This window comes from Bacillus sp. FSL K6-1000 (genome assembly GCF_038630785.1).
Taxonomy (GTDB): domain Bacteria; phylum Bacillota; class Bacilli; order Bacillales; family Bacillaceae; genus Bacillus; species Bacillus safensis.
In genome coordinates this window covers 3,689,750-3,716,402 of sequence record NZ_CP152042.1, presented here as the reverse complement: position 1 = coordinate 3,716,402, position 26,653 = coordinate 3,689,750, and the positions used below count along the sequence as shown (strand labels likewise).

The 26,653-nt window shown below is 41.5% G+C and carries 27 protein-coding genes, 4 tRNA genes and 1 other annotated feature; of the genes, 26 read left to right on the top strand and 5 right to left on the bottom strand.

What is annotated here, in order from left to right:
• Position 1 precedes the first annotated feature (1 nt).
• Positions 2–886 carry an alpha/beta hydrolase-fold protein gene (locus MHI46_RS19275; protein ID WP_106025378.1) on the bottom strand — a complete coding sequence of 295 codons (885 nt, stop codon included), beginning with the start codon at positions 884–886 and terminating at the stop codon, positions 2–4.
• Positions 887–1,410: 524 nt separating this feature from the next.
• Between MHI46_RS19275 and MHI46_RS19270 the strand changes: the two genes are divergently transcribed.
• Entirely contained in the window at positions 1,411–1,638 is a 228-nt protein-coding gene (locus tag MHI46_RS19270; RefSeq protein WP_342503031.1) for a hypothetical protein, read from the top strand.
• A 108-nt stretch (positions 1,639–1,746) separates the two neighbouring features.
• Here MHI46_RS19270 and MHI46_RS19265 read toward each other — a convergent pair whose 3' ends face one another.
• Positions 1,747–2,604: a hypothetical protein gene (locus tag MHI46_RS19265; protein ID WP_126682576.1), complete on the bottom strand. Its 858-nt coding sequence runs from the start codon at positions 2,602–2,604 to the stop codon at positions 1,747–1,749.
• Between the two features lie 110 nt (positions 2,605–2,714).
• Between MHI46_RS19265 and MHI46_RS19260 the strand changes: the two genes are divergently transcribed.
• The 7 genes from MHI46_RS19260 to MHI46_RS19230 all read left to right on the top strand — a co-directional run bounded on the left by MHI46_RS19260 (position 2,715) and on the right by MHI46_RS19230 (position 9,778).
• Positions 2,715–3,659: a DUF4885 family protein gene (locus MHI46_RS19260; RefSeq protein ID WP_126682575.1), complete on the top strand. Its 945-nt coding sequence runs from the start codon at positions 2,715–2,717 to the stop codon at positions 3,657–3,659.
• Positions 3,656–4,612: a DUF4885 family protein gene (locus tag MHI46_RS19255; RefSeq protein WP_144493771.1), complete on the top strand. Its 957-nt coding sequence runs from the start codon at positions 3,656–3,658 to the stop codon at positions 4,610–4,612. Before MHI46_RS19260 ends, MHI46_RS19255 begins: the two co-directional genes overlap by 4 nt.
• Positions 4,613–4,832: 220 nt before the next feature.
• Positions 4,833–6,197, top strand: a complete 1,365-nt coding sequence (gene dnaB, locus MHI46_RS19250) for a replicative DNA helicase (RefSeq protein ID WP_024424034.1) — start codon at positions 4,833–4,835, stop codon at positions 6,195–6,197.
• 130 nt (positions 6,198–6,327) lie between these two features.
• On the top strand, positions 6,328–6,741 hold the full coding sequence (locus MHI46_RS19245) for a VOC family protein (RefSeq protein WP_047203210.1): 414 nt from the start codon (positions 6,328–6,330) through the stop codon (positions 6,739–6,741).
• A gap of 253 nt (positions 6,742–6,994) precedes the next feature.
• Entirely contained in the window at positions 6,995–8,284 is a 1,290-nt protein-coding gene (locus MHI46_RS19240; protein ID WP_024424032.1) for an adenylosuccinate synthase, read from the top strand.
• A gap of 136 nt (positions 8,285–8,420) precedes the next feature.
• Entirely contained in the window at positions 8,421–9,554 is a 1,134-nt protein-coding gene (locus MHI46_RS19235) for a DUF418 domain-containing protein (protein WP_342503030.1), read from the top strand.
• A gap of 14 nt (positions 9,555–9,568) precedes the next feature.
• Positions 9,569–9,778 carry a hypothetical protein gene (locus tag MHI46_RS19230; RefSeq protein WP_151284977.1) on the top strand — a complete coding sequence of 70 codons (210 nt, stop codon included), beginning with the start codon at positions 9,569–9,571 and terminating at the stop codon, positions 9,776–9,778.
• 29 nt (positions 9,779–9,807) lie between these two features.
• Here the strand turns inward: MHI46_RS19230 and MHI46_RS19225 are convergent, their stop codons facing one another.
• Positions 9,808–10,332, bottom strand: coding sequence for a peroxiredoxin family protein (locus MHI46_RS19225; protein ID WP_024424031.1), 525 nt, complete (start codon positions 10,330–10,332; stop codon positions 9,808–9,810).
• 342 nt (positions 10,333–10,674) lie between these two features.
• Between MHI46_RS19225 and MHI46_RS19220 the strand changes: the two genes are divergently transcribed.
• The 12 genes from MHI46_RS19220 to MHI46_RS19165 all read left to right on the top strand — a co-directional run bounded on the left by MHI46_RS19220 (position 10,675) and on the right by MHI46_RS19165 (position 19,249).
• Positions 10,675–10,750 (top strand) — tRNA-Lys (locus MHI46_RS19220).
• 6 nt (positions 10,751–10,756) lie between these two features.
• Positions 10,757–10,828 (top strand) — tRNA-Glu (locus MHI46_RS19215).
• Between the two features lie 82 nt (positions 10,829–10,910).
• Positions 10,911–10,987: transfer RNA gene (locus MHI46_RS19210), tRNA-Asp, on the top strand.
• Between the two features lie 27 nt (positions 10,988–11,014).
• Positions 11,015–11,087: transfer RNA gene (locus MHI46_RS19205), tRNA-Phe, on the top strand.
• A 347-nt stretch (positions 11,088–11,434) separates the two neighbouring features.
• Entirely contained in the window at positions 11,435–12,142 is a 708-nt protein-coding gene (gene yycF, locus MHI46_RS19200; RefSeq protein ID WP_024424030.1) for a response regulator YycF, read from the top strand.
• A gap of 7 nt (positions 12,143–12,149) precedes the next feature.
• Positions 12,150–13,988 (top strand): cell wall metabolism sensor histidine kinase WalK, encoded by a 1,839-nt coding sequence (gene walK / locus MHI46_RS19195; protein WP_024424029.1) that lies wholly within the window; start codon positions 12,150–12,152, stop codon positions 13,986–13,988.
• Positions 13,978–15,357: a two-component system activity regulator YycH gene (gene yycH / locus MHI46_RS19190; RefSeq protein ID WP_039182839.1), complete on the top strand. Its 1,380-nt coding sequence runs from the start codon at positions 13,978–13,980 to the stop codon at positions 15,355–15,357. Before walK ends, yycH begins: the two co-directional genes overlap by 11 nt.
• Positions 15,344–16,207: a two-component system regulatory protein YycI gene (yycI, locus tag MHI46_RS19185; RefSeq protein ID WP_144489711.1), complete on the top strand. Its 864-nt coding sequence runs from the start codon at positions 15,344–15,346 to the stop codon at positions 16,205–16,207. The genes yycH and yycI overlap by 14 nt, the downstream gene beginning before the upstream one ends.
• 6 nt (positions 16,208–16,213) lie before the next feature.
• On the top strand, positions 16,214–17,008 hold the full coding sequence (locus tag MHI46_RS19180; protein ID WP_024424026.1) for an MBL fold metallo-hydrolase: 795 nt from the start codon (positions 16,214–16,216) through the stop codon (positions 17,006–17,008).
• Between the two features lie 81 nt (positions 17,009–17,089).
• A complete protein-coding gene (locus MHI46_RS19175; RefSeq protein WP_126682569.1) occupies positions 17,090–18,277 on the top strand; it encodes a S1C family serine protease in 1,188 nt (395 codons plus the stop codon).
• Positions 18,278–18,345: 68 nt separating this feature from the next.
• Positions 18,346–18,810 carry a GNAT family N-acetyltransferase gene (locus tag MHI46_RS19170; RefSeq protein ID WP_058838359.1) on the top strand — a complete coding sequence of 155 codons (465 nt, stop codon included), beginning with the start codon at positions 18,346–18,348 and terminating at the stop codon, positions 18,808–18,810.
• 130 nt (positions 18,811–18,940) lie between these two features.
• The gene (locus MHI46_RS19165; RefSeq protein WP_059375747.1) at positions 18,941–19,249 is read left to right on the top strand and encodes a hypothetical protein; all 309 of its coding nucleotides are present in this window, start codon (positions 18,941–18,943) and stop codon (positions 19,247–19,249) included.
• A 102-nt stretch (positions 19,250–19,351) separates the two neighbouring features.
• Here the strand turns inward: MHI46_RS19165 and MHI46_RS19160 are convergent, their stop codons facing one another.
• The gene (locus MHI46_RS19160) at positions 19,352–20,233 is read right to left on the bottom strand and encodes an ABC transporter ATP-binding protein (RefSeq protein ID WP_251180855.1); all 882 of its coding nucleotides are present in this window, start codon (positions 20,231–20,233) and stop codon (positions 19,352–19,354) included.
• On the bottom strand, positions 20,234–20,923 hold the full coding sequence (locus MHI46_RS19155; RefSeq protein WP_039182821.1) for an ABC transporter permease subunit: 690 nt from the start codon (positions 20,921–20,923) through the stop codon (positions 20,234–20,236). It lies immediately after the preceding gene.
• 192 nt (positions 20,924–21,115) lie between these two features.
• Positions 21,116–21,386 (top strand) — a binding site (T-box leader).
• 111 nt (positions 21,387–21,497) lie between these two features.
• Between MHI46_RS19155 and MHI46_RS19150 the strand changes: the two genes are divergently transcribed.
• The 6 genes from MHI46_RS19150 to rlmH all read left to right on the top strand — a co-directional run bounded on the left by MHI46_RS19150 (position 21,498) and on the right by rlmH (position 26,379).
• Positions 21,498–22,358 carry an S-adenosyl-l-methionine hydroxide adenosyltransferase family protein gene (locus MHI46_RS19150; RefSeq protein WP_260775078.1) on the top strand — a complete coding sequence of 287 codons (861 nt, stop codon included), beginning with the start codon at positions 21,498–21,500 and terminating at the stop codon, positions 22,356–22,358.
• Between the two features lie 14 nt (positions 22,359–22,372).
• The gene (locus MHI46_RS19145; RefSeq protein WP_024424020.1) at positions 22,373–22,930 is read left to right on the top strand and encodes an ECF-type riboflavin transporter substrate-binding protein; all 558 of its coding nucleotides are present in this window, start codon (positions 22,373–22,375) and stop codon (positions 22,928–22,930) included.
• Positions 22,931–22,949: 19 nt separating this feature from the next.
• Positions 22,950–24,665 (top strand): ABC transporter ATP-binding protein, encoded by a 1,716-nt coding sequence (locus tag MHI46_RS19140; protein ID WP_260775077.1) that lies wholly within the window; start codon positions 22,950–22,952, stop codon positions 24,663–24,665.
• The gene (locus tag MHI46_RS19135) at positions 24,656–25,486 is read left to right on the top strand and encodes an energy-coupling factor transporter transmembrane component T (RefSeq protein ID WP_260775076.1); all 831 of its coding nucleotides are present in this window, start codon (positions 24,656–24,658) and stop codon (positions 25,484–25,486) included. Before MHI46_RS19140 ends, MHI46_RS19135 begins: the two co-directional genes overlap by 10 nt.
• 162 nt (positions 25,487–25,648) lie before the next feature.
• The gene (locus MHI46_RS19130; RefSeq protein WP_008360116.1) at positions 25,649–25,819 is read left to right on the top strand and encodes a CxxH/CxxC protein; all 171 of its coding nucleotides are present in this window, start codon (positions 25,649–25,651) and stop codon (positions 25,817–25,819) included.
• A gap of 80 nt (positions 25,820–25,899) precedes the next feature.
• Entirely contained in the window at positions 25,900–26,379 is a 480-nt protein-coding gene (rlmH, locus tag MHI46_RS19125) for a 23S rRNA (pseudouridine(1915)-N(3))-methyltransferase RlmH (protein ID WP_003214880.1), read from the top strand.
• Positions 26,380–26,653: the final 274 nt, after the last annotated feature.

Below are 26,653 nucleotides of genomic sequence, written 5' to 3'. Positions count from 1 at the left end.
TTCACTGCCTTTCCTTCATGTCTGTGGTTGTGAAAGGATCATCATGATAGAGTGCAAAACGAAAAGCGTAATTCATTAGCACTGGTAAAACGGACGTATGTCCTTCTTCAGGGAACTCGTGATAGGCCGTATGCAAGCCATATGAAGATAAAGGCAGCATCCGATTTGCTAGTGCATGTGCATGATCATTCATTTGACATGGATGATGTTTTTCTAATTCACCTACACCTACAAGCAGCCTGGCATCCATAGACATCTGACGTATATGATTGGTGAATTGGTGTTCTTTTTCTAGAAATAAATCTTTGTTCCAGTGGATAGAAGGACTGCCCGCAATATATGTCTGATAAGCATCAGGGTGCTCAAATAGTGTGTGTAATACAAAAAGACCGCCAAGAGAGTGCCCAAACAATGTTTGACGACTCTGGTTGATCGGAAAGCGCTGCTCGATATAAGGCTTTACAATCTTTTCTAAAAAAGAAAAGAACGAAGAGGCGCCGCCATATGTATGGGTGGAGAAGTCTTTTCTTTTGCCACCAATGGAAGCGTCAGGGCCGGTTAGAGTGAGATCATAATGCCTGAGCGGATGATAGGGCGCTTCTGTCTGATAGCCAATTCCAACAATGATGGCAGGTACGACACCTGTTTTTTCAGGTCTTCTTGACTGTAAACGAAGTGCTTCGACCATTGTGCCAAAAAGTGAATTTCCATCAAGTACGTACATGACTGGAAAACCAGCCGCTGGAGGAGTAGTATTCGGTTTAAATATAAAAAGTCTATATGGGTGTGCTGTGATATCCAGTTGCTCCGTCCCAGGTATAAAAAAAGGACGGCTTTCTCCGAAAATTGAATCCTCAGCACCCATTCCATCAGGGCGTTTGGACATATGTAAAAAATCCCCTTCCTCAAATTGAGCCTCATACGATGATAAAAGCAGGCTTGCGGATATAGGATGAGTGTAGTAATAGAATTGAAATGAAAATGATTCTCAATTATCACGCAAGCAAATCAAATGATAATGGTTATCAATTATGAAGTCAAATGTTCATTAAGTCGTGTAGTTGATCATTTAATCTAAATATTATGAAAATAAAGGACTAAATAACTACCAAATGAATGGAAATAGGGAATGCCGGACTGAGTCATTTAAAAAGAGGAGAAATGCCAAAAGACCTTGACCGTCTCGGTATATTTACCATTTTCTTCTGTTTGATTCAGGAATATATATAGGTTTTTCTTCTTGAAATCATTTTGAGGAAAAATAAGTCTATAGACCTTCTTGTATTTTTAGGAAAAAAGAGGAGAATTTTTCGAAAAGTTGGTGATCATATCTCACAACTTATTCAATATTATACGTAAATTCATATACAATTTTCTAAGGAAGACAAGATCGAAGGGAATGTAGGCAGAATGAAAACTTCATTAGGAAAGCTGAGGCTAAAACTGCATGAAAATCAGCTCAAACTGACAAATACATTTACAGTGGAAGAATATCATGAAATGAAACAGTCATTACATGAAATACGGATGTCATTTGCGGCCTATGAACAATGGGATTTATACCAGCGGGCCACCGATATGATCACCGTCTCCTCTTTCAACACGCCCTCAAGCAAAAACCCCAATAATTTCTTATGAAAGGACGGTGCTGTCTTAAGACTGGTAAAAGATCATATAGCATCAAAAATGCGGCAATTAAAAAAGTAAGGGAAGTCCCCTTACTTTTTTTCTGCAAACACCATTCAATTAAAATCCATCTGTGACATCATATTCGTAACGAATATCGGCTTTGACATTGCTCATAGTAGATCTCGCTGTAGCCTTTGCGTTGTACTTAAAGCTCCATTTTTGCGCGACTTTTAATTGATCATCCAGAGAAATACGGTAAGAACCACTTGTTGCAGATGAAACAAGTGATGTGTACCAAATATTACTTTCACTAGCCATCAGTTTGTGAGTGACATTCCCTTGGTTGGGTGTTTGGGTACTAGTTGTCGAAATCGATTTAACTACAGCACGTTTAGGAACTGTGGAATTATTAGTTAAATCCATTGTAATGACTGAAGAATCAACTCCTAAAAAATTTAAAGAAGAATTCCCCAAGTTAGTAGCAGTCCCCGAAAAATTGAATGTCCCATTCCCAGATTTAATACGATCTTGAATGGAAACAGTAAAGTACATATTCCCTGTATATGTACCACGGGTCACTTTCACAAAATAAGTTTCTGAAGTTGAAGTCACGTCACCAGTATTAGCAAAAATAAAAGGCGTTACTGAATCAGGATTAATAACTTCGGACCCTGTCCTAGAATATTTAGAATTATACACCTCGATATTCATCCCTGTATATTGCTTATTATACGAACTTCTGACATAAACTCTTTCACCTTTATTGATCGTAAACTGATAATACGCTTCATTTTCACCTTCAGGTAAGATTGTCGTATCTGGACGACTATATTTCCAATATCCCATTGAGCTTGCTGTGTTAGGACTGTTATTCCCCGTAATAGCTGCTTCTGCTGAATGAGGTGCAAAAAAACTAGTAAAAAGCACTAATAATAATGCAGGTAATAAAAAACGTTTGAAGATAGTATTTGTCATATTTTAACCCTCCTTGTAATAATTACTATATCGGATCAAAACTAACAAATTTTAACTGAATTGCCGATATATTTAATAATCACTAATTTTTTTAAAAAAGGAGAATCAAAATGAATATCAATACGTCATATACGATACCTTCAAACAATCAGAACCGAATCGACTCTAAAGATCAATCAGCTATTAAAAGTACAAATGAGGTGATGACCGAATCTGATAGACGGATGAAAATATTAGATGAAAAATACGAAAAAATAAATGAACAAAATAAACGATTCAAAGATCCTCAAGACCATATATATAATAAGTATAGAAACCCTTATTCTTCTTATTTCAGAAGTGATTTAACAAAAACGGAAAGAGAAGCTGCTTACATTATGGAAATGAGTTGGGCAAGGAATAATAAAGGAGGTCAATATGACTTTAATGACGCCATCTTCCGTAATGAAAAACGGTACGATCCTACGCAAGAAAGTGTAGAAAAGAAAATACTCAATCGTCAAAAGGTGAACGAACAATTACAAGATTTATTCTCTAAAAACGGTATAACCATTCCTAAAAACACAAATTTAACTTTTACCATTGATCCAAATAATTTCAAATTAGTGGTGAGTGGATCAACAGACGAATCGCTGATGAAACAAATAGAAGACCTATTAAATACAACCAACAATACAAGAGAACTATTTTTCCATATTATGAAAAGCAGAAATGATGATTCTACTCAATTCACACCTGATTCTCTGGCAAAGTTCCATCTTGTCAATCAAATCAAAACGGTGACAGGCTACAATTTAAAAGATTTAAGCATTGTAAACGGTCAATTTGTAACGGATAACGGAGCGAATATTTTTGATCTATACAAAGAAGAACTCCTAAAAAATCCATACACAGCTGAAAATGCACGTATTGCTGCTTCACATTATGGTGCACAGCTCTTTGATCTAGCCAAAAATGGGTTTGACTCTATTCCCGATTTGGTGCTATCTATTGGTTACCAAAACGGCTCCTTATATGACATTGGACAAAAGGTGAATTACGGAGTATCAAAGTGAAGATAAATACATCTAACACGACAGCCGTTCTAAATAAGCAGAACCTTTCGGACTTCAATAGCCATTCAGCTATTAAAAGTACAAATGAGGTGATGACCGAAGCTGATAGACGGATGAAAATACTAGATGAAAAATACCAAAAAATAAATGAACAAAATAAACGTTTCAAAAATCCTCATAGTCATATACACGATAAGTATCGAAATCCACGCTCTCCTTATTTCAGGAGTGATCTAACTAAAGTAGAGAGAGAAGCTGCTTATACGATGGAGATTGGCTGGGCTAATTCTGGAAAAGGAGGTCAATATGACTTTAATGACGCCATCTTCCGTAATGAAAAACGGTACGATCCTACACAAGAAAGTGTAGAAAAGAAAATACTCAATCGTCAAAAAGTGAACGAACAATTACAAGATTTATTCTCTAAAAACGGTATAACCATTCCTAAAAACACGAATTTAACCTTTACTATTGACCCGAACAATTTTAAATTAGTGGTAAGTGGTTCAAAAGAAGAATCGCTGATGAAACAAATAGAAGACCTATTAAATACAACTAACAATACAAGAGAACTATTTTTCCATATTATGAAAAGCAAAAATGATGATTCTACTCAATTCACACCTGATTCTCTAGCAAAGTTCCATCTTGTCAATCAAATCAAAACGGTGACAGGCTACAATTTAAAAGATTTAAGCATTGTAAACGGTCAATTTGTAACGGATAAAGGAACGAATATTTTTGATCTATACAAAGAAGAACTCCTGAAAAATCCATACACAGCTGAAAATGCACGCATTGCTGCTTCACATTATGGTGCACAACTATTTGACCTAGCGAAAAACGGGTTTGATTCTATTCCCGATTTGGTGCTATCTATTGGTTATCAAAATGGCTCTTTACAAGACATTGGACAAAAAGAGAATTATGGGGTTAAGAAAACGATAGATTAACAAAACGTGGACGACGACAGGTACAAAACTAGATACCGTTAATAAAGGACTCTATAACAATTTATGTTACAGAGTCTTTTCTATTGAAGTGCGTTGTTTCGCTGTTCAACGAAACATCCTCATGGTAATTTTGACTATAGTCGATGTTTTTCACTTTTTTATTGATGAAAATGTTAAAATGATGAGTAGCGTATTTTTTTATGAAAGGACGGTGCTTGGCATGACGGAACTTCTCGATGACCGGCTGCCGCCGCAAAATATAGAAGCCGAGCAGGCCGTATTAGGTGCTGTTTTTTTAGAACCATCTGCGCTAACGCTCGCTTCTGAGGTATTAATTCCAGAGGATTTCTATAGAATGTCGCATCAAAAGATTTACAATGCGATGCTTATACTTGGCGATAGAGGAGAACCGGTCGATCTTGTCACGGTGACATCTGAGCTTGCCAATACAGATTTACTAGAAGAGGTAGGCGGGATTTCGTATTTAACCGATATTGCGAACTCGGTCCCAACGGCCGCAAACATTGAATACTATGCAAAAATTGTAGAAGAGAAATCCATTTTAAGACGTCTGATCCGTACGGCGACAACCATTGCACAGGATGGGTACACGCGTGAGGATGAAGTAGAAGACCTGTTGAGTGATGCTGAAAAGACCATCATGGAAGTGGCTCAGCGTAAAAACTCAGGAGCCTTTCAAAACATTAAGGACGTTCTTGTTCAAACATACGATAATATTGAACAGCTTCATAACCGCAAAGGCGATATCACAGGGATTCCAACGGGTTTCTCTGAGCTTGACCGGATGACAGCTGGATTCCAGCGAAATGATTTAATCATTGTAGCGGCTCGTCCATCAGTAGGGAAAACCGCCTTCGCATTGAACATTGCCCAAAATGTCGCGACCAAAACGGACGAAAGTGTCGCCATCTTTAGTTTAGAGATGGGTGCGGAGCAGCTCGTTATGCGTATGCTGTGTGCAGAGGGGAATATCAATGCACAGAACTTAAGAACCGGTAATCTGACAGAAGAGGACTGGGGCAAGCTGACAATGGCGATGGGCTCGCTGTCAAACAGCGGGATTTTCATTGACGATACACCTGGAATCCGAGTAAGTGAAATTCGCTCGAAATGCCGCCGCTTGAAGCAAGAAAATGGTCTTGGCATGATCCTGATTGACTACTTGCAGCTCATTCAAGGGAGCGGACGATCAAGTGATAACCGTCAGCAGGAGGTTTCTGAAATCTCTAGGGCATTAAAATCGCTGGCAAGGGAACTTGAAGTTCCGGTTATTGCCTTGTCTCAGCTTTCACGTGGTGTTGAACAGCGTCAGGACAAACGTCCGATGATGTCTGATATTCGTGAATCAGGAAGTATTGAGCAGGATGCCGATATCGTGGCATTCCTTTATCGTGATGATTACTATGACAAAGAATCAGAGAATAAGAACATTATCGAAATTATCATTGCCAAACAGCGTAACGGTCCAGTTGGTACAGTATCACTGGCGTTCGTCAAAGAATATAACAAATTCGTCAACCTGGAAAGAAGATTTGATGATGCGGGTGTTCCGCCCGGTGCTTAAAGCCCAGCTCAAGAAGCTGGGCTTTTTTTGATTGACCTACATCGAAAGAATGATTGAAAAAACAGTCAATATGAGGAGGAGAGAGAAAAAGAGAAAGCGTATACTAAAAAGAGAAAAGGAGTGAAGACTGATGAAATTTCAACAGTTTGAAGCCGCTCAATTACGTATTGCACGCCCAACCGTCAACATGAAAGAGGTTGTTTCCTTTTATGAAGAAGGCTTAGGGCTCAAACGAATAGGCTCATTTGATCAGCATGAAGGGTACGATGGTGTGATGCTCGGGCTGCCTCACCAGCATGTTCATTTAGAAATCACCAAACATGAAGAAGAAGAAAGTCTGCCCGTCCCGCATCCAGAACAGCTGCTTGTTTTCTATATTCCGGATGAAGAGGAATTTCAGCAAATGAAAGAGAGATTGATTTCATTTGGCGGACGGCATGTCACCTCAACGAATCCATACTGGGACCGGGGAGGAGCAACCATTGAAGACCCAGATGGGTACCGGGTTGTGCTGATGAATACAGATGGTATTACACCGGTTTAAAAAAGACTCCTATTGGTGGGGTCTTTTTTATGTTGATGAACAGTGGACACGATAAAAAGTTGTTTTTTCTCAAAATCTCCATTTCCAAGCGCTAAAGAAGTGATTAAAGCGCTTTTCTTTATATTTAAAGCGAACAAAATTTGATTTCGAGATATTAATGTTCGGATTTCGCGTTGACTTTTTCGGTGTGCATTGATAAAATAAATGTGTTTGAAAGAGATAACGTTTTGAAAGGTTAACGGAGGTGCACGATATGTCTTCAGTAGTCGTAGTAGGTACGCAGTGGGGTGACGAAGGGAAAGGGAAAATTACCGATTTCCTTTCAGAAAATGCAGAGGTGATTGCCCGTTATCAAGGGGGAAACAATGCAGGTCACACGATCAAATTTGATGGAGTGACATACAAGCTACACCTCATTCCATCCGGTATTTTTTATAAAGAGAAAACTTGTGTCATCGGTAATGGAATGGTGGTTGATCCTAAAGCGTTGGTCACTGAGCTTGCGTATCTTCACGAACGGAATGTGAGTACAGATAACCTCAGAATCAGCAATAGAGCCCATGTTATTCTGCCTTACCATTTAAAATTGGACGAGGTAGAAGAAGAGCGGAAAGGGGCTAACAAGATCGGCACGACGAAAAAAGGAATCGGACCAGCTTATATGGACAAAGCAGCTCGCGTCGGTATCCGTGTCGCAGATCTATTAGATCGTGAAGTATTTGAAGAGAAGCTTGCACGTAATCTAGAAGAGAAAAATCGTCTTTTAGAGAAAATGTACGACACAGAAGGCTTCAAGATTGAAGATATTTTAGACGAGTATTATGAATATGGCCAGCAAGTGAAAAAATATGTCGTAGACACATCTGTTGTTCTGAATGATGCACTAGATGAAGGCCGCCGCGTGCTATTTGAAGGAGCACAAGGGGTCATGCTTGATATCGATCAAGGGACATACCCATTTGTGACGTCATCTAACCCAGTAGCTGGAGGAGTGACGATTGGTTCTGGTGTAGGACCAACGAAAATTCAACATGTGGTCGGTGTGTCAAAAGCATACACAACACGTGTTGGAGATGGCCCATTCCCGACAGAACTCCATGATGAAATTGGCGATCAAATTCGTGAGGTTGGCCGTGAATACGGTACGACAACTGGACGTCCGCGCCGTGTCGGTTGGTTTGACAGCGTTGTTGTCCGTCATGCACGCCGTGTGAGCGGAATTACAGATTTATCTCTTAACTCAATTGATGTACTAACAGGGATTGAAAAGTTGAAAATCTGTGTTGCTTATAAATTGAACGGAGAAATCACAGAGGAATTCCCAGCAAGCCTAAATGAATTAGCGAAATGTGAGCCTGTCTACGAAGAAATGCCTGGATGGACAGAGGATATTACAGGTGTGAAGAACTTAAGTGAACTGCCTGCAAATGCCCGCCATTATTTAGAACGCATTTCACAATTAACAGGTATTCCACTTTCCATTTTCTCAGTCGGACCAGATCGTTCACAAACGAACGTTGTCCGCAGCGTGTACCGTCCATAAGAATAGATTGATGAGACACCAGTAAAATCTCGCATTTTACTGGTGTTTTTTTGTTTAAATATTCCTTAATTTCAGTAGAACGGACTTTCGGTCATTACCAAAATATGATAACTGTATAGAGGGAAGGAGCGTTCTAGTGAAAGAAAGAATACGATTATTAGATATTTTACGAGGTTTTGCCATACTAGGCACATTGGGAACGAACGTCTGGTTTTTTGCGTACGCAGGGGATACCTTTGCGACAGATCAGATAGCGGATGAATATGAAAATGGCAGTTTTCTTGAAAGTCTTGTCTCCATGTTCGTTTATGGAAAAATGCTCTCGCTGCTCACGATCATGTTTGGTGTTGGATTGGAGCTGAAATACCAGCAGGCAAAAAGGAAAAACACGCCTTGGCCGGGCACTTATTTATGGATTCTTTTATTTTTATTTATCGAAGGCTTTGTCCATTTTGCGCTCGTGATGGAATATGATGTGCTCATGAGTTATGCCGTTACTGGGCTGCTTGTGGCTTACATTGTACGGGGAGGCAGCAGGCGTATCAAAAAAGGCATGATGGTCTCAGGTGTGATTCATCTGCTCGTCATGTCATGTTTGATGGTGTACTCCCTCTCTGAAATGGAGTCAGCGGCCGATGATCAAAACGGTGAATCGGTGCTGGAAGAGCAGCTGCCAGAGACATGGATCTCGCAGGTTCAAGAACGGTTACAATACTTTTTCATGTACCGAGAAGAAGCGATCTTTATCATTCCAATGAACACATTTCTGTTTTTATTAGGTGTGCGGATGATGAGAGCCGGTGTATTTTATGCAAATGAACGCGGACAATCTCTCCGGAAAATATTGTTCCGAATCGGACTGTGGGTTGGTCTGCCGCTGAATGCACTAGTCTTCGTTCCGAACGATCTAGTGGAATTTGTGGTGCGCTACGCCTTTTCACCATTCCTCTCTATTTTCTATATAGCTGTCATTGCGAAGCTCCTCGCACGCACGGAGTCATGGTTCATGTGGATTTGGTTTGAATATGTAGGGAAAATGGCGCTTAGCTGCTACATCCTGCAAAATGTCATCTGCTCCATTCTTTTTTATAGTTGGGGATTGGGTCTTGGCGGTCAAATCAATGCGCCCCTTATTGTATTGGCATGGCTGTTGATTTCACTTCTGCAAATCGCGATTTCAGCAGTTTGCCTAAAGGTTTGGAGAATTGGACCAATGGAATATATCCGTTCACGGGCACTTCGCAGGGTGACGATGAAAAAAGCATCATAAAGGGGATAGACAATATGTTTTTTAAAAAAATGACGAAAAAAGAACAAGCGAATGCACATCAAGCGGCTGTGCCGGCATTTGTCTTTTATCTTCTGGCATTAGGAGGGCATGCGTTATACGCGTATTTCCAAGATGACAGGCCACCGGTTACTTTTGTCATTTTAATGGCGGGACTCCTTGTTTTTTTCTCCGCTGACTGGCTATTTAACAAAAAACATTCATAAAAAAAGCCCTCATCACGAGGGCTGTTTTCTTACTTCAGGCTTTTATATTGGCCTTTTAAGTTTTTACGGATGTACTGAATGATTTTGCGCAATTCGTTGGCATGCGGTCTGCCAAACGGACTTGTTTGTCTTTGCTGATAGAGCACTTGCCCTTTTTCATTTAATAAGAAATAAGCGGGTTCACCGTGCACCCCGTGGTCTTCATATGGGGCATCCTCCCCGTGATAGTGGACTTCATATGCTTTTAAAGACGTGAGGTCATGGTCATACATGATTGGGAAGGACAGTCCCTCTTTATCCGCAAATGCCTTCAAGTCATCAGGGTTATCGGTTGAAATCGCCATCAAGTGAATATCCTTGTCCTGAAAATATGACTGCTGCTGTTCGAGCTCTTTTAATTCTTCTACACATACCGGACACCAAGATCCTCTAAAGAAAACGATCAGGTGCCAGCTTTGATGCTCCTCTAAATGTTTGTCGAAATCAATGTGATCGCCCTGTATTGTTGGAAGTGAAAAGTTGGGCATTTTATCTCCTAATTTGAATGAACTCATACTGCTTCCTCCTTTTTCAATGACAATGTCACTTGTTTCATGTATAGCCATTTTTGAGCGGCCTGAAACGTGTCTATGTGTTTGAATAGGCAGAAATCATCCGAAAAGACGTATTTAATGAATGCGGTTGCAGAAGTGGAGGCTTTGAAAGCAGATTTGACATCCGACACTTTTTTTAAAAAAATGTCGAAAAACGTATTGCCATATGTAATTATTCTATGATATTATAAATCTCGTTGTTGCAAAGGTCTCTGAAACTTGTTAGGATGCGATGTTCCAGCTTTTTTAAAGCGATTGGTTTGACGCAATACAACTTCTTCAGATTTACTTTTCACAAACCGAGAGCCATTAGCTCAGTTGGTAGAGCATCTGACTTTTAATCAGAGGGTCGAAGGTTCGAGTCCTTCATGGCTCACCATGTATTGGCCCGTTGGTCAAGCGGTTAAGACACCGCCCTTTCACGGCGGTAACACGGGTTCGAATCCCGTACGGGTCATTGATTTACTTTAGCGTTAAGCTAATTTTTTCCTCACTTGCTTGAAGGAGCACCACGATTGCTTTTTCGGGCAAGTTACTGAGGTCCGGTAGTTCAGTTGGTTAGAATGCCTGCCTGTCACGCAGGAGGTCGCGGGTTCGAGTCCCGTCCGGACCGCCATTTATACATATTCATCTTTTTGATGATGGCTCGGTAGCTCAGTTGGTAGAGCAACGGACTGAAAATCCGTGTGTCGGCGGTTCGATTCCGTCCCGAGCCACTTCCAAACGCATCTGCAATCGCAGGTGCGTTTTTATTATGAAAAGAAGGCATAAAAAGGGAGAAGCCGGACCTAGGTAGGGCCCGGCTCCATAAGAAGAAGACGTTACATCTATATAGACGGCTGATGATTGGAAAAGTTTCAATAAAAAAGGAAAAAGTCATCAATTTTTTTGAGCGGTGCCTTCCTATCCAACGTTTACTAGAAAAGAAAGCCGTTATTATTTTTATCTTTGCCTCGTAAAACGTTATAATAGACAGTGAGCCTTTTTTTCGTAAACGGAAAAGGCGTAATGATATATGCAAAATGGAATGACATAGATGCTAAAAATGCAGGAGGAAATCACAATGGAAAAAAAGATTCTTGTCGTAGATGATGAAAAACCGATTGCTGATATATTGGAATTTAATTTAAGGAAAGAGGGCTATGAGGTCCATTGTGCATATGATGGAAACGAAGCCCTTGAAATGGTAGAAGAAATTAAGCCGGACATTATTCTGCTCGACATTATGCTGCCGAATAAAGATGGTGTTGAAGTATGCCGTGAAGTGAGAAAGAAATACGACATGCCCATTATCATGCTGACAGCAAAAGACTCTGAAATTGATAAAGTCATCGGCCTTGAGCTTGGCGCAGATGATTATGTGACAAAGCCTTTCAGCACGCGTGAGCTGCTTGCCCGCGTGAAAGCGAATTTGAGAAGACAAACCGCTGCTCCGCAGACGGAGGAAGAATCTGAATCAAATGATATTGAGGTTGGATCACTCGTCATTTATCCAGATGCGTATGTGGTGTCTAAGCGTGAGGAAACGATTGAATTGACGCACCGTGAGTTCGAATTGCTTCATTACTTAGCGAAACATATCGGACAAGTCATGACACGTGAGCACTTGCTGCAAACCGTATGGGGCTACGATTACTTCGGAGATGTCCGTACAGTAGACGTTACAGTCCGCCGTCTTCGTGAAAAGATTGAAGACAACCCTAGCCATCCGAGCTGGATCGTGACAAGACGAGGCGTCGGCTACTATTTAAGAAACCCAGAGCAGGACTAAGATTCTTATGAGTAAAGTAGGTTTTTTTCGCTCGATTCACTTCAAATTGACCTTGATTTACGTGCTGCTGATCATCGTCGCCATGCAGATCATTGGCGTGTACTTTGTGAAGCAGCTAGAGCAGTCCTTAATTAATTCATATGATAATTCCTTGAATCAGCGAATCTACTCGTTATCGTATTACCTAGAACAAGATTCATCGAAAAGCAAGGCAGAATTAAAAGAGGATGCTCAAAAGATATTGAACGATTTTAACAACAAAGATGAGTCTAATGAAATCTCTGAAGTCAGCTATATTGACGAAAGCAGAGAGGTCATTGCCTCTGTCAATAATGGCAGCCAAGAGATTGCCGGCAAGAAAATCACTGATCAAATCATTAGCCGTATTTTCGCGGTTGGCAAAGACTATGAAAAAAAATTCTATGACCCTGAATCAAATAAAAGGGTGCGTATTTCTGCGACAGCCGTAAAAAATGAGAACCAAGAGACCGTTGGTGTGATTTATGTTGTGTCTTCAATGGAAAGTGTGTTTAACCAAATGCGAACCATTAACACCATTTTGGCAACAGGGACACTGATTGCACTTGGGACGACTGCTCTACTTGGTATTTTCATCTTCAGAACGATCACTCATCCTATTTCAGATATGAGAAAGCAAGCGATCGAGCTTGCCAAAGGAAACTTCTCCAGGAAGGTCCGGAAGTATGGGCATGATGAGATTGGCCAGCTTGCGACAACCTTTAACCATCTGACGAGAGAGCTGGAGGAAGCTCAGCTGATGACGGAGGGTGAGCGGAAAAAGCTTTCTTCTGTCATTGCCTATATGACGGACGGCGTCATCGCAACGAATCAAAACGGTGCAATTATTCTATTAAACAGCCCCGCATTAGAGCTGTTGAATGTTTCACGTGAAACAGCATTAGAGATGCCGATTACGTCTTTACTTGGATTAGAGGAAACTCATACATTTGAAGATTTAGTCGAAAATCAAGACTCCATGCTGATCGAAATTGAACGAGAAGACCAGCTGTCTGTATTGCGTGTTAATTTCTCCGTTATTCAGAAAGAGCATGGGAAAATTGATGGCTTAATTGCGGTCATTTATGATGTCACTGAGCAGGAGAAAATTGATGCTGAGCGCCGTGAATTCGTCGCGAACGTATCGCATGAGCTGCGCACACCGCTGACGACGATGCGAAGCTACCTTGAGGCGCTGGCTGAAGGGGCGATTGGTGATAAGGAGCTTGCGCCAAGATTCCTTAGTGTCACACAAAATGAAACTGAGCGCATGATCCGGCTTGTCAATGACCTGCTGCAGCTGTCTAAGTTCGACAGCAAGGATTATCAATTCAACCGTGAGTGGACGAACTTTATCAGGTTTATCTCGCTCGTCATTGATCGTTTTGAGATGACGAAGGAGCAGCATGTCGATTTTATCCGCAACCTGCCGCAGCGTGAAGTATATGTGGAAATCGATCAAGATAAAATTACACAGGTGCTCGATAATATCATTTCCAATGCCATGAAATACTCACCAGAGGGTGGACACATCACGTTTACCGTCGATCTGGATGAGGAGAAAGGCCTTGTGTTATTCAGCGTGAAAGATGAAGGAATCGGTATTCCGAAGAAGGATATGGATAAAATCTTTGAACGTTTTTATCGAGTGGATAAAGCAAGAACAAGAAAGCTTGGCGGAACCGGCCTAGGTCTTGCGATTGCAAAAGAAATGGTTCAGGCTCATGGCGGAGATATTTGGGCTGACAGCATTGAAGGAAAAGGGACAACGGTGACCTTTACCCTTCCGTACAATGAAGAACAAGAGGATGATTGGGATGAAGCGTGAGACCTTTAAAACCATAATATTGACAATCCTAATTGCGATCAGTCTTGTATTTACGTGGAATATCTGGATGTTCCAGCCCGTCATGCAGGATCAGGCAGATACAGGCACACAGGTCGTGGAAACGAAGAAGATTTCAAGCGACGAGCCTAGAAGTCTCATTGATGTCGTGAAGCCGCGCGAGATGTTTATCCATTCAAATGGGGAGCATTTTAAAGTAGATCAAAAGGAACTCTTTCAAAACTTTTGGAATGATGTGAGCCTTTGGGATGTCAAAGAGGTTAATGATGTGTCGGATCAATATTCCGAGCAGAAATTTAAGAATTTCTTCTATGGACGCGAAGGGCAAGGAAAGACATTGGATCTTGTATTCAATGATCCGATTCCGATTGATATTTTCCAGGCGCTCTTTAAATGGCCGAACAAGTCCATTGAATACAACTCGTTTGATCGGATGATTGTGCCGTTCGCTCAGCAGGATAAGGCCAATAAGAAAGTTTACTTGGTCTCATACAGCAAGGAAACGGTGCTTGAGCTGACAATTGAGTCCGCCAACTACCGTAATCTAATGGCCAGTATCGCTGCCGCTCAAAACGAGATGCCGCGCTATGATCTTTATACATTCTCTACGAATTCTAAACGAGATTTCCTTCTTCCGAGAAAGCAAAAGCAGCTTGAAGCGAAAATGTTCTTTATCGAAACGATTAAGACAAACAAGTTCAAAGACGCTTTGTTTACGGACCCGAGTCTTGTCGGTGAGGAATCTAATTTAAACCGGACGGTGTACACAGATGGCACAAGCCGCCTTGAAGCCAATCAAAAAGACCACCGCATTCAATATCAGCATCGCAATATCAATTCCAGCACTGTTTTCCAAACGGGGGATTTGATCAAGCGAAGCGTGAAATATTTCAATGATACGGGAAGCTTTACTGATGACTACCAATACTTTGGCATCAACAGCAACCAGCAGCTGTCCTTCAATATGTTTATGGACGGTCTGCCGATTGTGAACAGTACAAAGCATCCATTTGGGATGACCTCCCTTGAAGTCCAATGGGCGAATGATGACATTTTGAATTACAAGCGTCCAAACTATATTCTTGGCAATAAAGCGAGTCAAAGTGAACAGGTCAAGCTGATGAACGGGACAGAGCTGAAGGACTTGATCATCAAGCAGACGAAATATGATGACTTGGAGAAAATTGAACAGATTTTCCCGGCATATCAAGCTGTTTCAACTGCATCAGATCAAGATCAAGGGATGTTTGTCTGGCTGGAGCCTGTATGGTGTATGAAGTATAACGGCAAAACCGTGATTCTATCGAATGATCTTTTGACAGAGGGGAGCGAGAATCATGGAGTGGAATAAGACCAAAACGATCTTTATCCTAGCCTTTCTCGTTCTCGATATCTTTCTAGGTTTTCAATACTTTGAAAAACGGTCAACCGATCATTTTGCGATTATCGAAAAAACGGATACGCTGGAAGAAATGAAGGCAGACGGGATTAAATATGGCAATCTATCAGATGAAGCGAAGATTGGATACCGCATTACAGCTGAAAAGAAGCAATATACGAAAAAGGATGTCGACGGATTAGCTGATCAAAAGGCGAAAAGCACATTCCCGAAATCAGACAAAGATGATCCTGTCACGCTGCTTGAAATGACCTTCAACAAACCAGTTGCCTTGCCGAAAAAGGATATCAAAACAGCGGCGACGAACCTTGTGAACCAGCGATTGCTGGATGGGAAGAATTATAAGCTGTGGAATATAGATGAAGAGACAGGGGAAATCGTCTTTTTCCAAACGTATAAAGGGAAATACATCTTCCAAGAAGGCCTTGATGACACCGAAACCATCGGTAAAATCACCTTAGATCTCAACGATCAAAACGAAGTTGTCTCTTATCAGCAGTCAATGGTGACGTCGATTAATGAAGTGAGAAAAGAAACCCTTGTCCCAGCACTTGAAACCGTGAAGGACTTATATACGCAAAATATGCTGAGTCAAAACACGACCGTGAAAAAGGTAGAGCTTGGTTACTATACGCAATACCCGGGGGCAAGCACGCAAGTCATGGTTCCTGTATGGCGTGTGGAGCTTGAAGGCGTATCAGCAGGTTCAAAGAAAAAGACAGAGGAAGAATATTTGATCAATGCCATCGATGGCTCAACACTTGATCATATAGAGAAAGATGACAAATCTTCAATGGAGTGAGAGAACATGAGCTTGCAGTTCAGTGTACTAGCGAGCGGAAGTACGGGGAACGCTTTTTATTTAGAAACAGACGAGCATGCCTTTTTGGTCGATGCTGGTTTAAGCGGCAAACAGATGGTCGAGCTGCTTGGCCAAATCGACCGCAAGCCTGAAGACTTGGACGGCATTTTTGTGACACACGAGCACTCCGATCATATTAAAGGGCTTGGTGTCATGGCAAGAAAGTACAAGCTTCCTGTCTATGCAAATGCGAAAACATGGAAGGCGATGGAATCTCATATCGGAAAAATTGATACAGAGCAGAAATTCCATTTTGATATGGAGACCGTTCAATCCTTTGGCGGTCTTGATGTCGAGTCATTTGGCGTCTCACACGATGCGGCAGAGCCTATGTTTTACGTATTCCATTATGGAGGGCGCAAACTTGCGCTCATGACAGATACCGGCTATGTGAGTGACCGCATGAAAGGCATTATTAAGTCAGCCAATACGTTTGTGTTTGAGAGCAATCATGATGTCGGTATGCTACAAATGGGCCGATACCCATGGAGCATTAAGCGTAGAATCCTGAGCGATGTCGGACATGTATCAAATGAAGATGCGGCTCTTGCGATGACAGATGTCATTGGAGATGCCACCTCACGCATTTATTTGGCTCACTTGAGTCAAGACAACAACATGAAGGATTTAGCCCGTATGGCGGTCCAGCAGACGCTTGAAATGAAAGGCTTTGTTGTTGGGGACGGCTTTGATTTATTTGATACGGACCCGAAAAAAGCAACCCCGCTTTGCGCCGTATGATTTTTATAATCGTATGATTAAGATAAGAGCTTCTTACCAACACTATATACATCATCTATTCACTGAAAGGAAGGAAACATAGTGGATTATCGCGATGTAGAGTGGAAGCCGAGACGAAGCAGAAAAGGATATTTTCTTTCTGGTTTGATCGGTGTATTGGTAGGAGCTTTTTTAATGGGATTCTTTTTCCCCTATGTATCTGGACAGAGCGGCAGTCCCTTTGGATGGCAGCAAAATGGTGATGGACAAACATCTCAGGGCCCTTTAAAAACTGTGAATGTAAACGTCAATGATGCTGTCACGAAAGTGGTGTCTAATATGTCAGATACGGTAGTCGGCGTCATTAATATTCAAAAATCGAGCTTTTGGGAGGAAGGCGGAGAAGCAGGCAGCGGGTCAGGTGTGATCTATAAAAAAAAGGGTGACACGTTTTATATTGTCACAAACCATCACGTCATCAAAGGCGCCAACCAGCTTGAAGTGAGCCTTCATGATGGGACAAGAATTGGTGCCAATCTTGTCGGCAGTGATCAGCTCATGGATTTAGCGGTTCTCACTGTCAAAAGTGATAAAATCAAGAAAACGGCAGCCTTCGGTAACTCAGATCATGTGAAGCCGGGTGAGCCAGTCATCGCCATTGGAAATCCATTAGGGCTTGAATTCGCAGGCTCTGTCACACAAGGGGTCATTTCGGGCACGGAGCGAGCGATCCCTGTCGACTCAAATGGAGACGGACAAACGGATTGGAATGCAGAAGTACTGCAAACAGACGCCGCCATCAATCCTGGAAACAGCGGTGGTGCCTTGATCAATATGGACGGAAAAGTGATCGGCATCAACTCAATGAAGATTGCTGAATCAGAGGTAGAAGGAATCGGGCTATCTATTCCAGCGAATTTGGTTATCCCTGTCATAGAGGATTTAGAGCGCTATGGAGAGGTGAAGCGTCCGTATCTTGGCGTCGGCATGAAATCATTAGCGGATATTGCGAGTTACCACTGGCAGGAAACATTGAAGCTGCCATCCAAGGTCACATCTGGGGTTGTTGTCATGAGTGTTGAGCCTTTATCTCCAGCAGGAAAAGCAGGACTAAAAGAGCTGGATGTCGTGACCTCCTTTGATGGCAAAAGTGTACAGAATATCGTAGATCTTCGTAAATACTTATATCAAAAGAAGGTCGGCGACAAGGTAAGAATGCAATTTTACCGAAGCGGGAAGAAAAAATCAGCAGAGATTAAACTTTCTCAAACCGACCGATATGGCAGCTAACCAGTTCCAGTAAGGGACTGGTTTTTTTGGCATGACTGACATATGATGAAGAAAAGGGGGTTGTACGATTGGTTACACTACAACGGATGTCACAAACCGATTACGATGTATTGATAAAGAAGGCCATTCAGCGGTACGCGGAAGAAAAGGTACTCGCAGGGACATGGGAAAAGGAAGAATCACTTGCGAACGCAGAAGAACAATTTGACAGACTCCTTCCAGAAGGACTTCAGACAGAGCATCATGAGCTGTGGAATTTCTTAAACGGAGATGAAGCGATTGGCTGGGTTTGGCTTTGCTATGACCCGAATCACCCGCAGCACGAAGGATTTATTTATAACTTTATTTTGTTTGAAGCTTATCGAGGAAAAGGCTTTGCAAAGCAGGCTATTGCTGCATTAGAAGAGGAGGCAAAGTCATTAGGTGTGCAAAAACTCTCGCTCCATGTCTTTGCTCACAATCAAATCGCCCGTTCGCTGTACGAAAAAACAGGATTTGAAGAAACTGGGATCTATATGAGTAAACCTTTATAAAAAAGAGCTTTTTGAATTCCTAATACCACTCAAGGACGGATTCGAGAGCCCTCATTGTTCATCGGAACACGTTGTTCGGTTCGGAAAGTATAAGGTTCGGAAACGGTATTTTAGGGAAGTGATTCATGATATGATAAGTGTTCTTGAAAAATTTATGGATGAACCTTGGTGGATAATTAATGATAGTATGTCGGAGTTTTTTAATGCAGAATTAAAGAAAGAAGTTCATCCAAATCACATTCTCTACGGAAAAAAGGCTGTCGCAGTTGCAAAAAGGGAAGATAACGATGATATAGTTTATTGGATAAGTGAACTAAAAAAATTCGCATTAGTTCATTTAACGTATTCCGCAGATAACACAAGCCAATATCCAAAAACACAGTTAATTACAATAGTTGAATTAGAGGAACATTGTAAAAATGTATCCGAGTTTTACTAAATATGGGCTGGTTCCCTCTTAATTTCATTAATGATCGACACTAAAGTTTACCAGAGCCATAAAAAAAGAAGAAGTACCGTGCAGAAAGCGTACGGTACTTTTTTATGAGGACATCATGGCATCCTGAGCCGTGACTCTGTACAAATCGACTTTACACTTCACGAAAGCGCGAATGATCGCTGGAACTTGAGCTTCTGAACGAATTAACAATGAGGTCTCGTCATCACTGATCACAAGATCTGTTCCGACAGTTTGTAGGTACTGCGTGAGAACAGGTTTCACCTCATCATCAATCCATGCATGCTTGAAGGTTGCACGTATGTTTGAGGATGTGATGGTTTTCTCTTGAGGATGAGTATGTGGGGACACTAATTTTCCTTCAGAAATGAATGCAGTTTTGGTACAAATACTATTGGTGAACCTTGGGCGGTCAGCTGTTAAAAAGACGGTTTTTCCTTCATCCTTTAATGCTTCAATGACCCGCTGAATGTGGAAAATCGAATCTGCATCAATATCGGCAAAAGGCTCGTCGAGTAAAATAAATTCCGGCTGATGGGCAATGGCCTGCGCCATTCCAAGCCGCTTTTTCATACCAGGTGTGAAGGCACTTACCTTCTCCTGATGATCATGATGTAAGCCGACAAATTCGAGCAGTTCTTCATAATCACTCGTTTTCTGGCGTGTTCCGGTGATTTTTGATAAATAGGCAATATGCTCAAGAGCCGTGAGACCTTCATATAAATCCGTATATTCAGGTAGAACACCGATATGCTGCCTCACTTTTTTTAGCGAAGGCTTATTCATCACTGTAAACGTACCAGAGGTAGGGCGGGAGATTCCGGTAATAATATTGAAAAACGTCGTCTTACCAGATCCCTTTGGTCCAATGAGTCCGAAGATATCGCCTTGATTGACATCAAGATTAATATCATTTATTGCGACTTTTGTACGATATTTTTTTGTGAGCCCTTTTGTATGAAGCATCTACACATCCCTCCTTTGAAACAGCAGTGCAGTTCCAATGAGTAAGATAACGGTCAATGCCGTGTTCATTAGGACGTAGGTCAGCGGTTCACTCCAGCGCGCATAATAATAAGGCGTCATATATTGGAACCAATGAATCATTCGTTCAGAAGAAAGAACAGAAATCATACTGACGATTGGGAAAAGAAAGGAAAATAACATGCCGACAAACATTGATTTCTGCGGTGTTGGAAAGAGCATGGACAAAAATAAAGCACATGAGATACCGACACTGATAAAGGTTAAGATTTTTAACGCATCAGAGAACAGAAAACGGTGTGAGATCACCATATTCAGTACATATGTCGTCATAATACAGCTAAGCCAAAACAGCATCAGTCCAAGATATTTCCCGATGATGATGTTCAAACGGGTTGTTTTACTGACGAGAAAACGAATGGTTTTCAAATGAATTTCGCGGCTTAAAATATCATGAGACAACAAAAAAATAAGGAAAAAACCAAATAAAGAAATCACCAGTTCATTCCCAATAGAATAAGGATCCTTTGCCAGTTCCCATTGTTCCTGATGAGCAGCGATAAACGGAAGACTTGAAACAAAAGTAGATAAAATGAAAATAATAACAATTGTTAAAATAGATTTTGTGCTTTTGAAGAGCTGCTTAAACTCATTCATACAGATGGTCCACACACGCTGTACCTCCCTTCACCTTTATTATACCCCTAGAATAGAAAGACACCATATCTTGCTCTTTAACATTTGTTTAAATTTCATAAAAAGAAGACTCTTCCAGCACCAGTTGACTCATTTTTAAAAATGTTCAGAAAAATATCTTGATTTATGAAAAAACATCATGTATGATAGCTTTAATTCAAGATAATTATACAGGCAATGACGAGAGAAAGTACAATCATCAATTTTTCCACAGAGAGCTTCGGTAGCTGAAAAGAAGCAAAAATAATGATTCGAAAAATGGTCTCTGAGCCTCGTGCTGAACATATCTATGATATTAGTAGGTGACGACGAGAGTTGGTACTCGTTATCAAAACCACAGTATATGAGCCAGATTGGAGCTTTGTACTTGTAGAGGCTGTTTAGCGCGAGCAAACAGTAAATAAAGGTGGTACCACGAGACAAATACCTCGTCCTTATGATTCAAAGATAAGGATGGGGTATTTTTTATTGTCCACTTTTTTTCATACAATTGTTCAAATGTTCCACGTGAAACACCACATCCATTTTTTCAAATGAAAGGGAGATTGACATGAGTGAACATGCATTGGTTTTACAATCAGATTTCGGCATTGATGATGGAGCTGTCAGTGCAATGTACGGAGTCGCAAATACGGTCAGCATCCGCATCCGCATTTTTGATTTAACACACAATATTCCGCAGTATGACATTTGGGAAGCTTCTTATCGTCTGCTTCAAACCGTCACATACTGGCCGGAAGAGACGGTATTCGTTTCCGTCGTTGACCCAGGTGTTGGGTCAGAGAGAAAAAGTCTTGTTGTCAAAACGACAAGCTCACACTATATCATTACCCCAGATAACGGGACACTCACGCACGTCGCGCAGGATATTGGCATTGTGGAAGCCCGTTATTTAGATGAAACCATTAACCGGCTGCCAAAGTCGGGAAAATCACATACATTCCATGGGAGAGATATTTACGCTTATACAGGGGCAAGAATTGCATCAGGTGTCATTTCTTTTGAAGAGGTTGGGCCAAAGGCGAATATTGATGATATTATCCATCTTCCAGTCGTACAGGCATATGCGGAAGAAGATGTGATCACAGGGACGATTGATATTTTAGATGTGAGATTTGGAAACCTATGGACAAACATTCATCACACGCTATTTGAACAGCTTTCAATTAATTATGGGGATGCAATAGAAGTTACCATTGCCAACGGGCCAAAAAATGTGTATAAAAATATCATGACCTATGGACGATCTTTTGCCGACTTAAAGGTAGGCGAACCACTCGTATATGTCAATTCACTAGACCATTTAGGCGTGGCGATCAATCAAGGGTCATTTGCAAAGGCTTATAACATCGGTACAGGCACAGGCTGGCGCCTTTCGATTCGCAAAGCTCCGCGCATTATATACGAATAAGAGGAGGATACATCATGGCAGGAAAACAACTTTCAACGAAAACTGTCGTTGCTATTGGAATTGGCGCAGCCGTCTTTGTGATTTTAGGACGATTTGTCTCCATTCCAACTGGAATTCCGAATACACAAATTGAAACCTCATACGCATTCCTTGCATTAATGGCCGTGCTATTTGGTCCTGTTGCAGGCGCACTGATTGGTTTTATTGGCCATCTCATTAAAGATGCGACCACATTTGGCCCTTGGTGGAGCTGGATTATTGTTTCGGGTGTGGTTGGTTTATTGATCGGCTTCATTTCTAACCGTTTAAAAGTAGAAGAGGGAGACTTCGGCTGGAAGAAAATCACGCTCTTCAACGCCGTACAAGCAGGCGCACAAGCATTAGGCTGGTTTATCATTGCTCCTGTGCTCGACATTGTGATCTATGCAGAACCTGCGAACAAAGTATTTGTTCAAGGCATCGTGGCAGGGATTTCAAACATCATCACAGTTGGTGTATTAGGAACCATCATCATTGCAGCCTATGCAAAAACGAGAAGCAAAAGCGGCAGTCTATCGAAAGAAACATCATGAAGCAAGGTGGAACACATAAATGAAGAAACCGATGATTCAATTCGAACATTTCGGATTCAAGTATCGCAGTCAGGCAGAACCAACATTAAAGGATATCAACCTGACCATCTATGAAGGAGAAAAAGTTCTCATCGCAGGCCCGTCTGGATCGGGAAAAAGCACACTAGCCCATTGTATCAATGGGCTAGTTCCTGCGTCTTATAAAGGTTCTATGGAAGGAAGTCTTCACATCGGCGGGAAAAATGCAGAGAAAGAGAACATTTTCACCCTCTCCCAGCTTGTCGGAACGGTGCTTCAGGACCCTGATGGACAATTTATCGGGCTGACCGTTGGAGAAGATATCGCATTTACACTTGAAAATGATCAAGTCGCACGTGAAGAAATGAAAACACGTGTCGAGGAAGCGGCAAGATTAACAGAGGTAGACGGCAAGCTGGCATCGTCCGTGCATGAGCTGTCAGGTGGACAAAAACAACGTGTCGCCATTGCGGGCGTACTGGTCAACGATGTCGACATTTTGCTGTTTGATGAACCACTTGCAAGCCTTGATCCCGCAACAGGTAAAGAAGTCATCGACCTCATTGACCGGCTGCAAAAACAAACGAAAAAAACCATTGTGATGGTTGAGCACCGATTAGAGGACGTCCTCTTCCGTCATGTGGATCGCATCATCGTTGTCAATGAAGGAACGATTGTAGCGGATATGACACCAGATGAATTGCTCGCCTCAAATGTTCTAGAAGCGGCGTATTTACGTGAGCCTTTATATGTAAAGGCGATGAAATATGCAGGCATTCCGGTCGCGCCTGGAGATCAAATCGCTGATTTACAGCGTCTCATCTTAGACGATGAGGCAAAAGAGAAAATTGAGAAGTGGATGGAAGCGTCTGAACCATCAGTAGAGCAGATTGCAGCACAGGATTTACTAGAAGTGCGTGAGCTGAGTTTTGATTATCCAACAAGACCAAACACGCTGAGCAACATCTCTTTTACGGTCAAAAAAGGAGAAATGATCAGCATCGCAGGAGCCAATGGAGCAGGCAAGACAACATTATCTAAGGTGCTCTGTGCGTTTGAAAAGCCAACGAAAGGCTCAATTCTTTTAAATGGTGATGACATCACAGGAGATACGATCAAACAGCGCTCCGAACGAATCGGCGTCGTCATGCAAAACCCCAATCAAATGATTTCAAAACAAATGATTTTTGATGAAGTCGCACTCGGTCTCGTTTTAAGAGGCGTAAAGGAAGAAGAGATCAAAGAACGGGTGGAGCGGGTCCTGAAAGTGTGTGGGCTGTATCCATTTCGGAACTGGCCGGTTTCAGCGCTCAGCTTTGGACAGAAAAAACGCGTCACCATTGCGTCAATTCTTGTATTAGAGCCAGAAATCCTCATCCTAGATGAACCAACCGCAGGACAGGACTTTAAACATTACACAGAGATGATGACGTTTTTAGAACAATTAAATCAGCAGGGTGTCACGATTTTCATGATCACCCATGATATGCACTTAATGCTAGAATACACAACAAGAACCATTGTCATTTCAGATGGAGAAAAAATCGCAGATGATACACCAGCCAAAGTACTGACAGATCAGCTGCTTGTCCAAAAGGCGAGCTTAAAGGAAACTTCGCTGTATGAACTGGCGCTGAAAGCTGATTGGCCGAATCCAAATGAACTCGTGGATCGCTTCATTGAGGTTGACAGAAAGGAACGAATGACATGGCTGTAGACATGCTGTCCTATATCGATCGCCCGTCGCCGATTCACCGGCTGACAGGTGCCACCAAACTCATTTGCTTTATCCTCTGGTCATCCGCAGCGATGCTCACGTATGATACAGGCGTTTTAGTGTTTATGCTAGTTGCTAGTATCGTGTTCTTTCAGCTATCAAACGTGCGATTTCGTGATATTTCCTTCGTGGTGATCGTCCTGGCGATTTTCCTAGTGATTAATAACATCGCCATTTACATCTTTGCGCCTCAGCAAGGTGTCGCCATCTACGGAGCAAAGCATGAGCTGTTTCATATTGCCGGCTGGTACAACGTCACACTTGAACAGCTTTTCTATCAGTTGAACATTACGCTAAAATACGTGACCGTGATGCCAGCAGCGCTTTTATTTATTGTGACAACAAATCCAAGTGAATTCGCCTCATCGCTCAGCAGAATTGGGGTCAGCTACCGGATTTCCTATGCGGTAGCGATTGCCTTGCGCTATATTCCAGATATTCAGCGGGATTTTCGCACGATCGCGATTTCTCAGCAAGCAAGAGGGATTGATTTATCGAAGAATGAAAAGCTGGGAAAACGGATCAAAAATGCGCTGTCGATTGTGATGCCGCTGATATTTTCTAGCCTAGAGCGGATTGAAACGATCAGCAATGCAATGGAGCTGCGTGGTTTTGGGAAACATAAAAAGCGTACATGGTTTACGGCAAAAGACTTTCAAAAAGCAGATTATGTGGCGTTCATATTTGTTGGTATGGTACTGATTGTTTCGTTAGTGATTACATTTGTTAGAGGAACGAGATTTTATAATCCGTTTTTATAGAAAGAAGCCTTCACAGGAGTGGAGGCTTTTTTTATTTGGTTTGTGGATAAAAGGTGTGGAAAATGGTAAAAGACTATTAACATGTGAATAAATCGGTTATATTGAACAATGAGCGAAACACTTGTGAATAACGAGACAACATATTGGAGGAATTAGAAACTTATGAACAAATCACTTTATGCTTGCGCAGAACATATAGAAACCGTACTAGACATGTACATAGATGACCATGAAACGCCACCAGAATTCAGAAAAATCGAACATACACACAGCTTATCCACAACCTGTGAATTGTGCGATGAACCTGCAATATATATAGTGGGGAACGAATGATCGGACACAAAATACACAAATTTTATCCACAATTGTTGATAACTTATATGAATAACTTGTTCTTAAGGTGGGGATGACCTGTGAATATATCAATTATCACAGTAGGAAAATTAAAAGAGAAATATTTAAAGCAAGGCATAGCCGAATACACAAAACGATTACAGGCCTATGCGAAAATCGAAATCATTGAGCTCGCGGACGAAAAAGCGCCCGAGAATCTCAGCGATCAAGACATGAAAATCATCAAAGACAAAGAAGGCGAACGCATCCTAAGCAAAATCAACCCAGACGCCCACGTCATCGCCCTCGCCATCGAAGGAAAAATGAAAAGTTCCGAAGAATTAGCCGATACAATAGATAAGCTAGCAACATACGGAAAAAGTAAGGTATGTTTCGTCATAGGCGGATCCCTTGGCTTAAGCGACGCTGTCATGCAGCGCGCGAATGAGAAACTGTCGTTTTCGAGGATGACGTTTCCGCATCAGTTGATGAGATTGGTGTTGGTGGAGCAGATTTATCGGGCGTTTCGGATTGTTCGGGGGGAGCCTTATCATAAGTAAATGCAAAATTGTTGTAGGTAAGGTGGTAATTCTTTTTATTCGAAGCGGGTCTTGAAAACGTGTGTTCATTATCCGTTTCCCGATATAACGAGTAAATTATGTGTAGTTTAAATAAAACAACTCCAATTATATGCTCTAAATAGTTCTGGATCTATCTATTTGTCTAATTGAAATATTATCAATTAACAATTGTAGTAATTGCTTTTGATATTGTCTAAGTATCTTCTTATAAACCAATAGGAATTTTATAGTAACAAGGCTAAAAACAATAGCC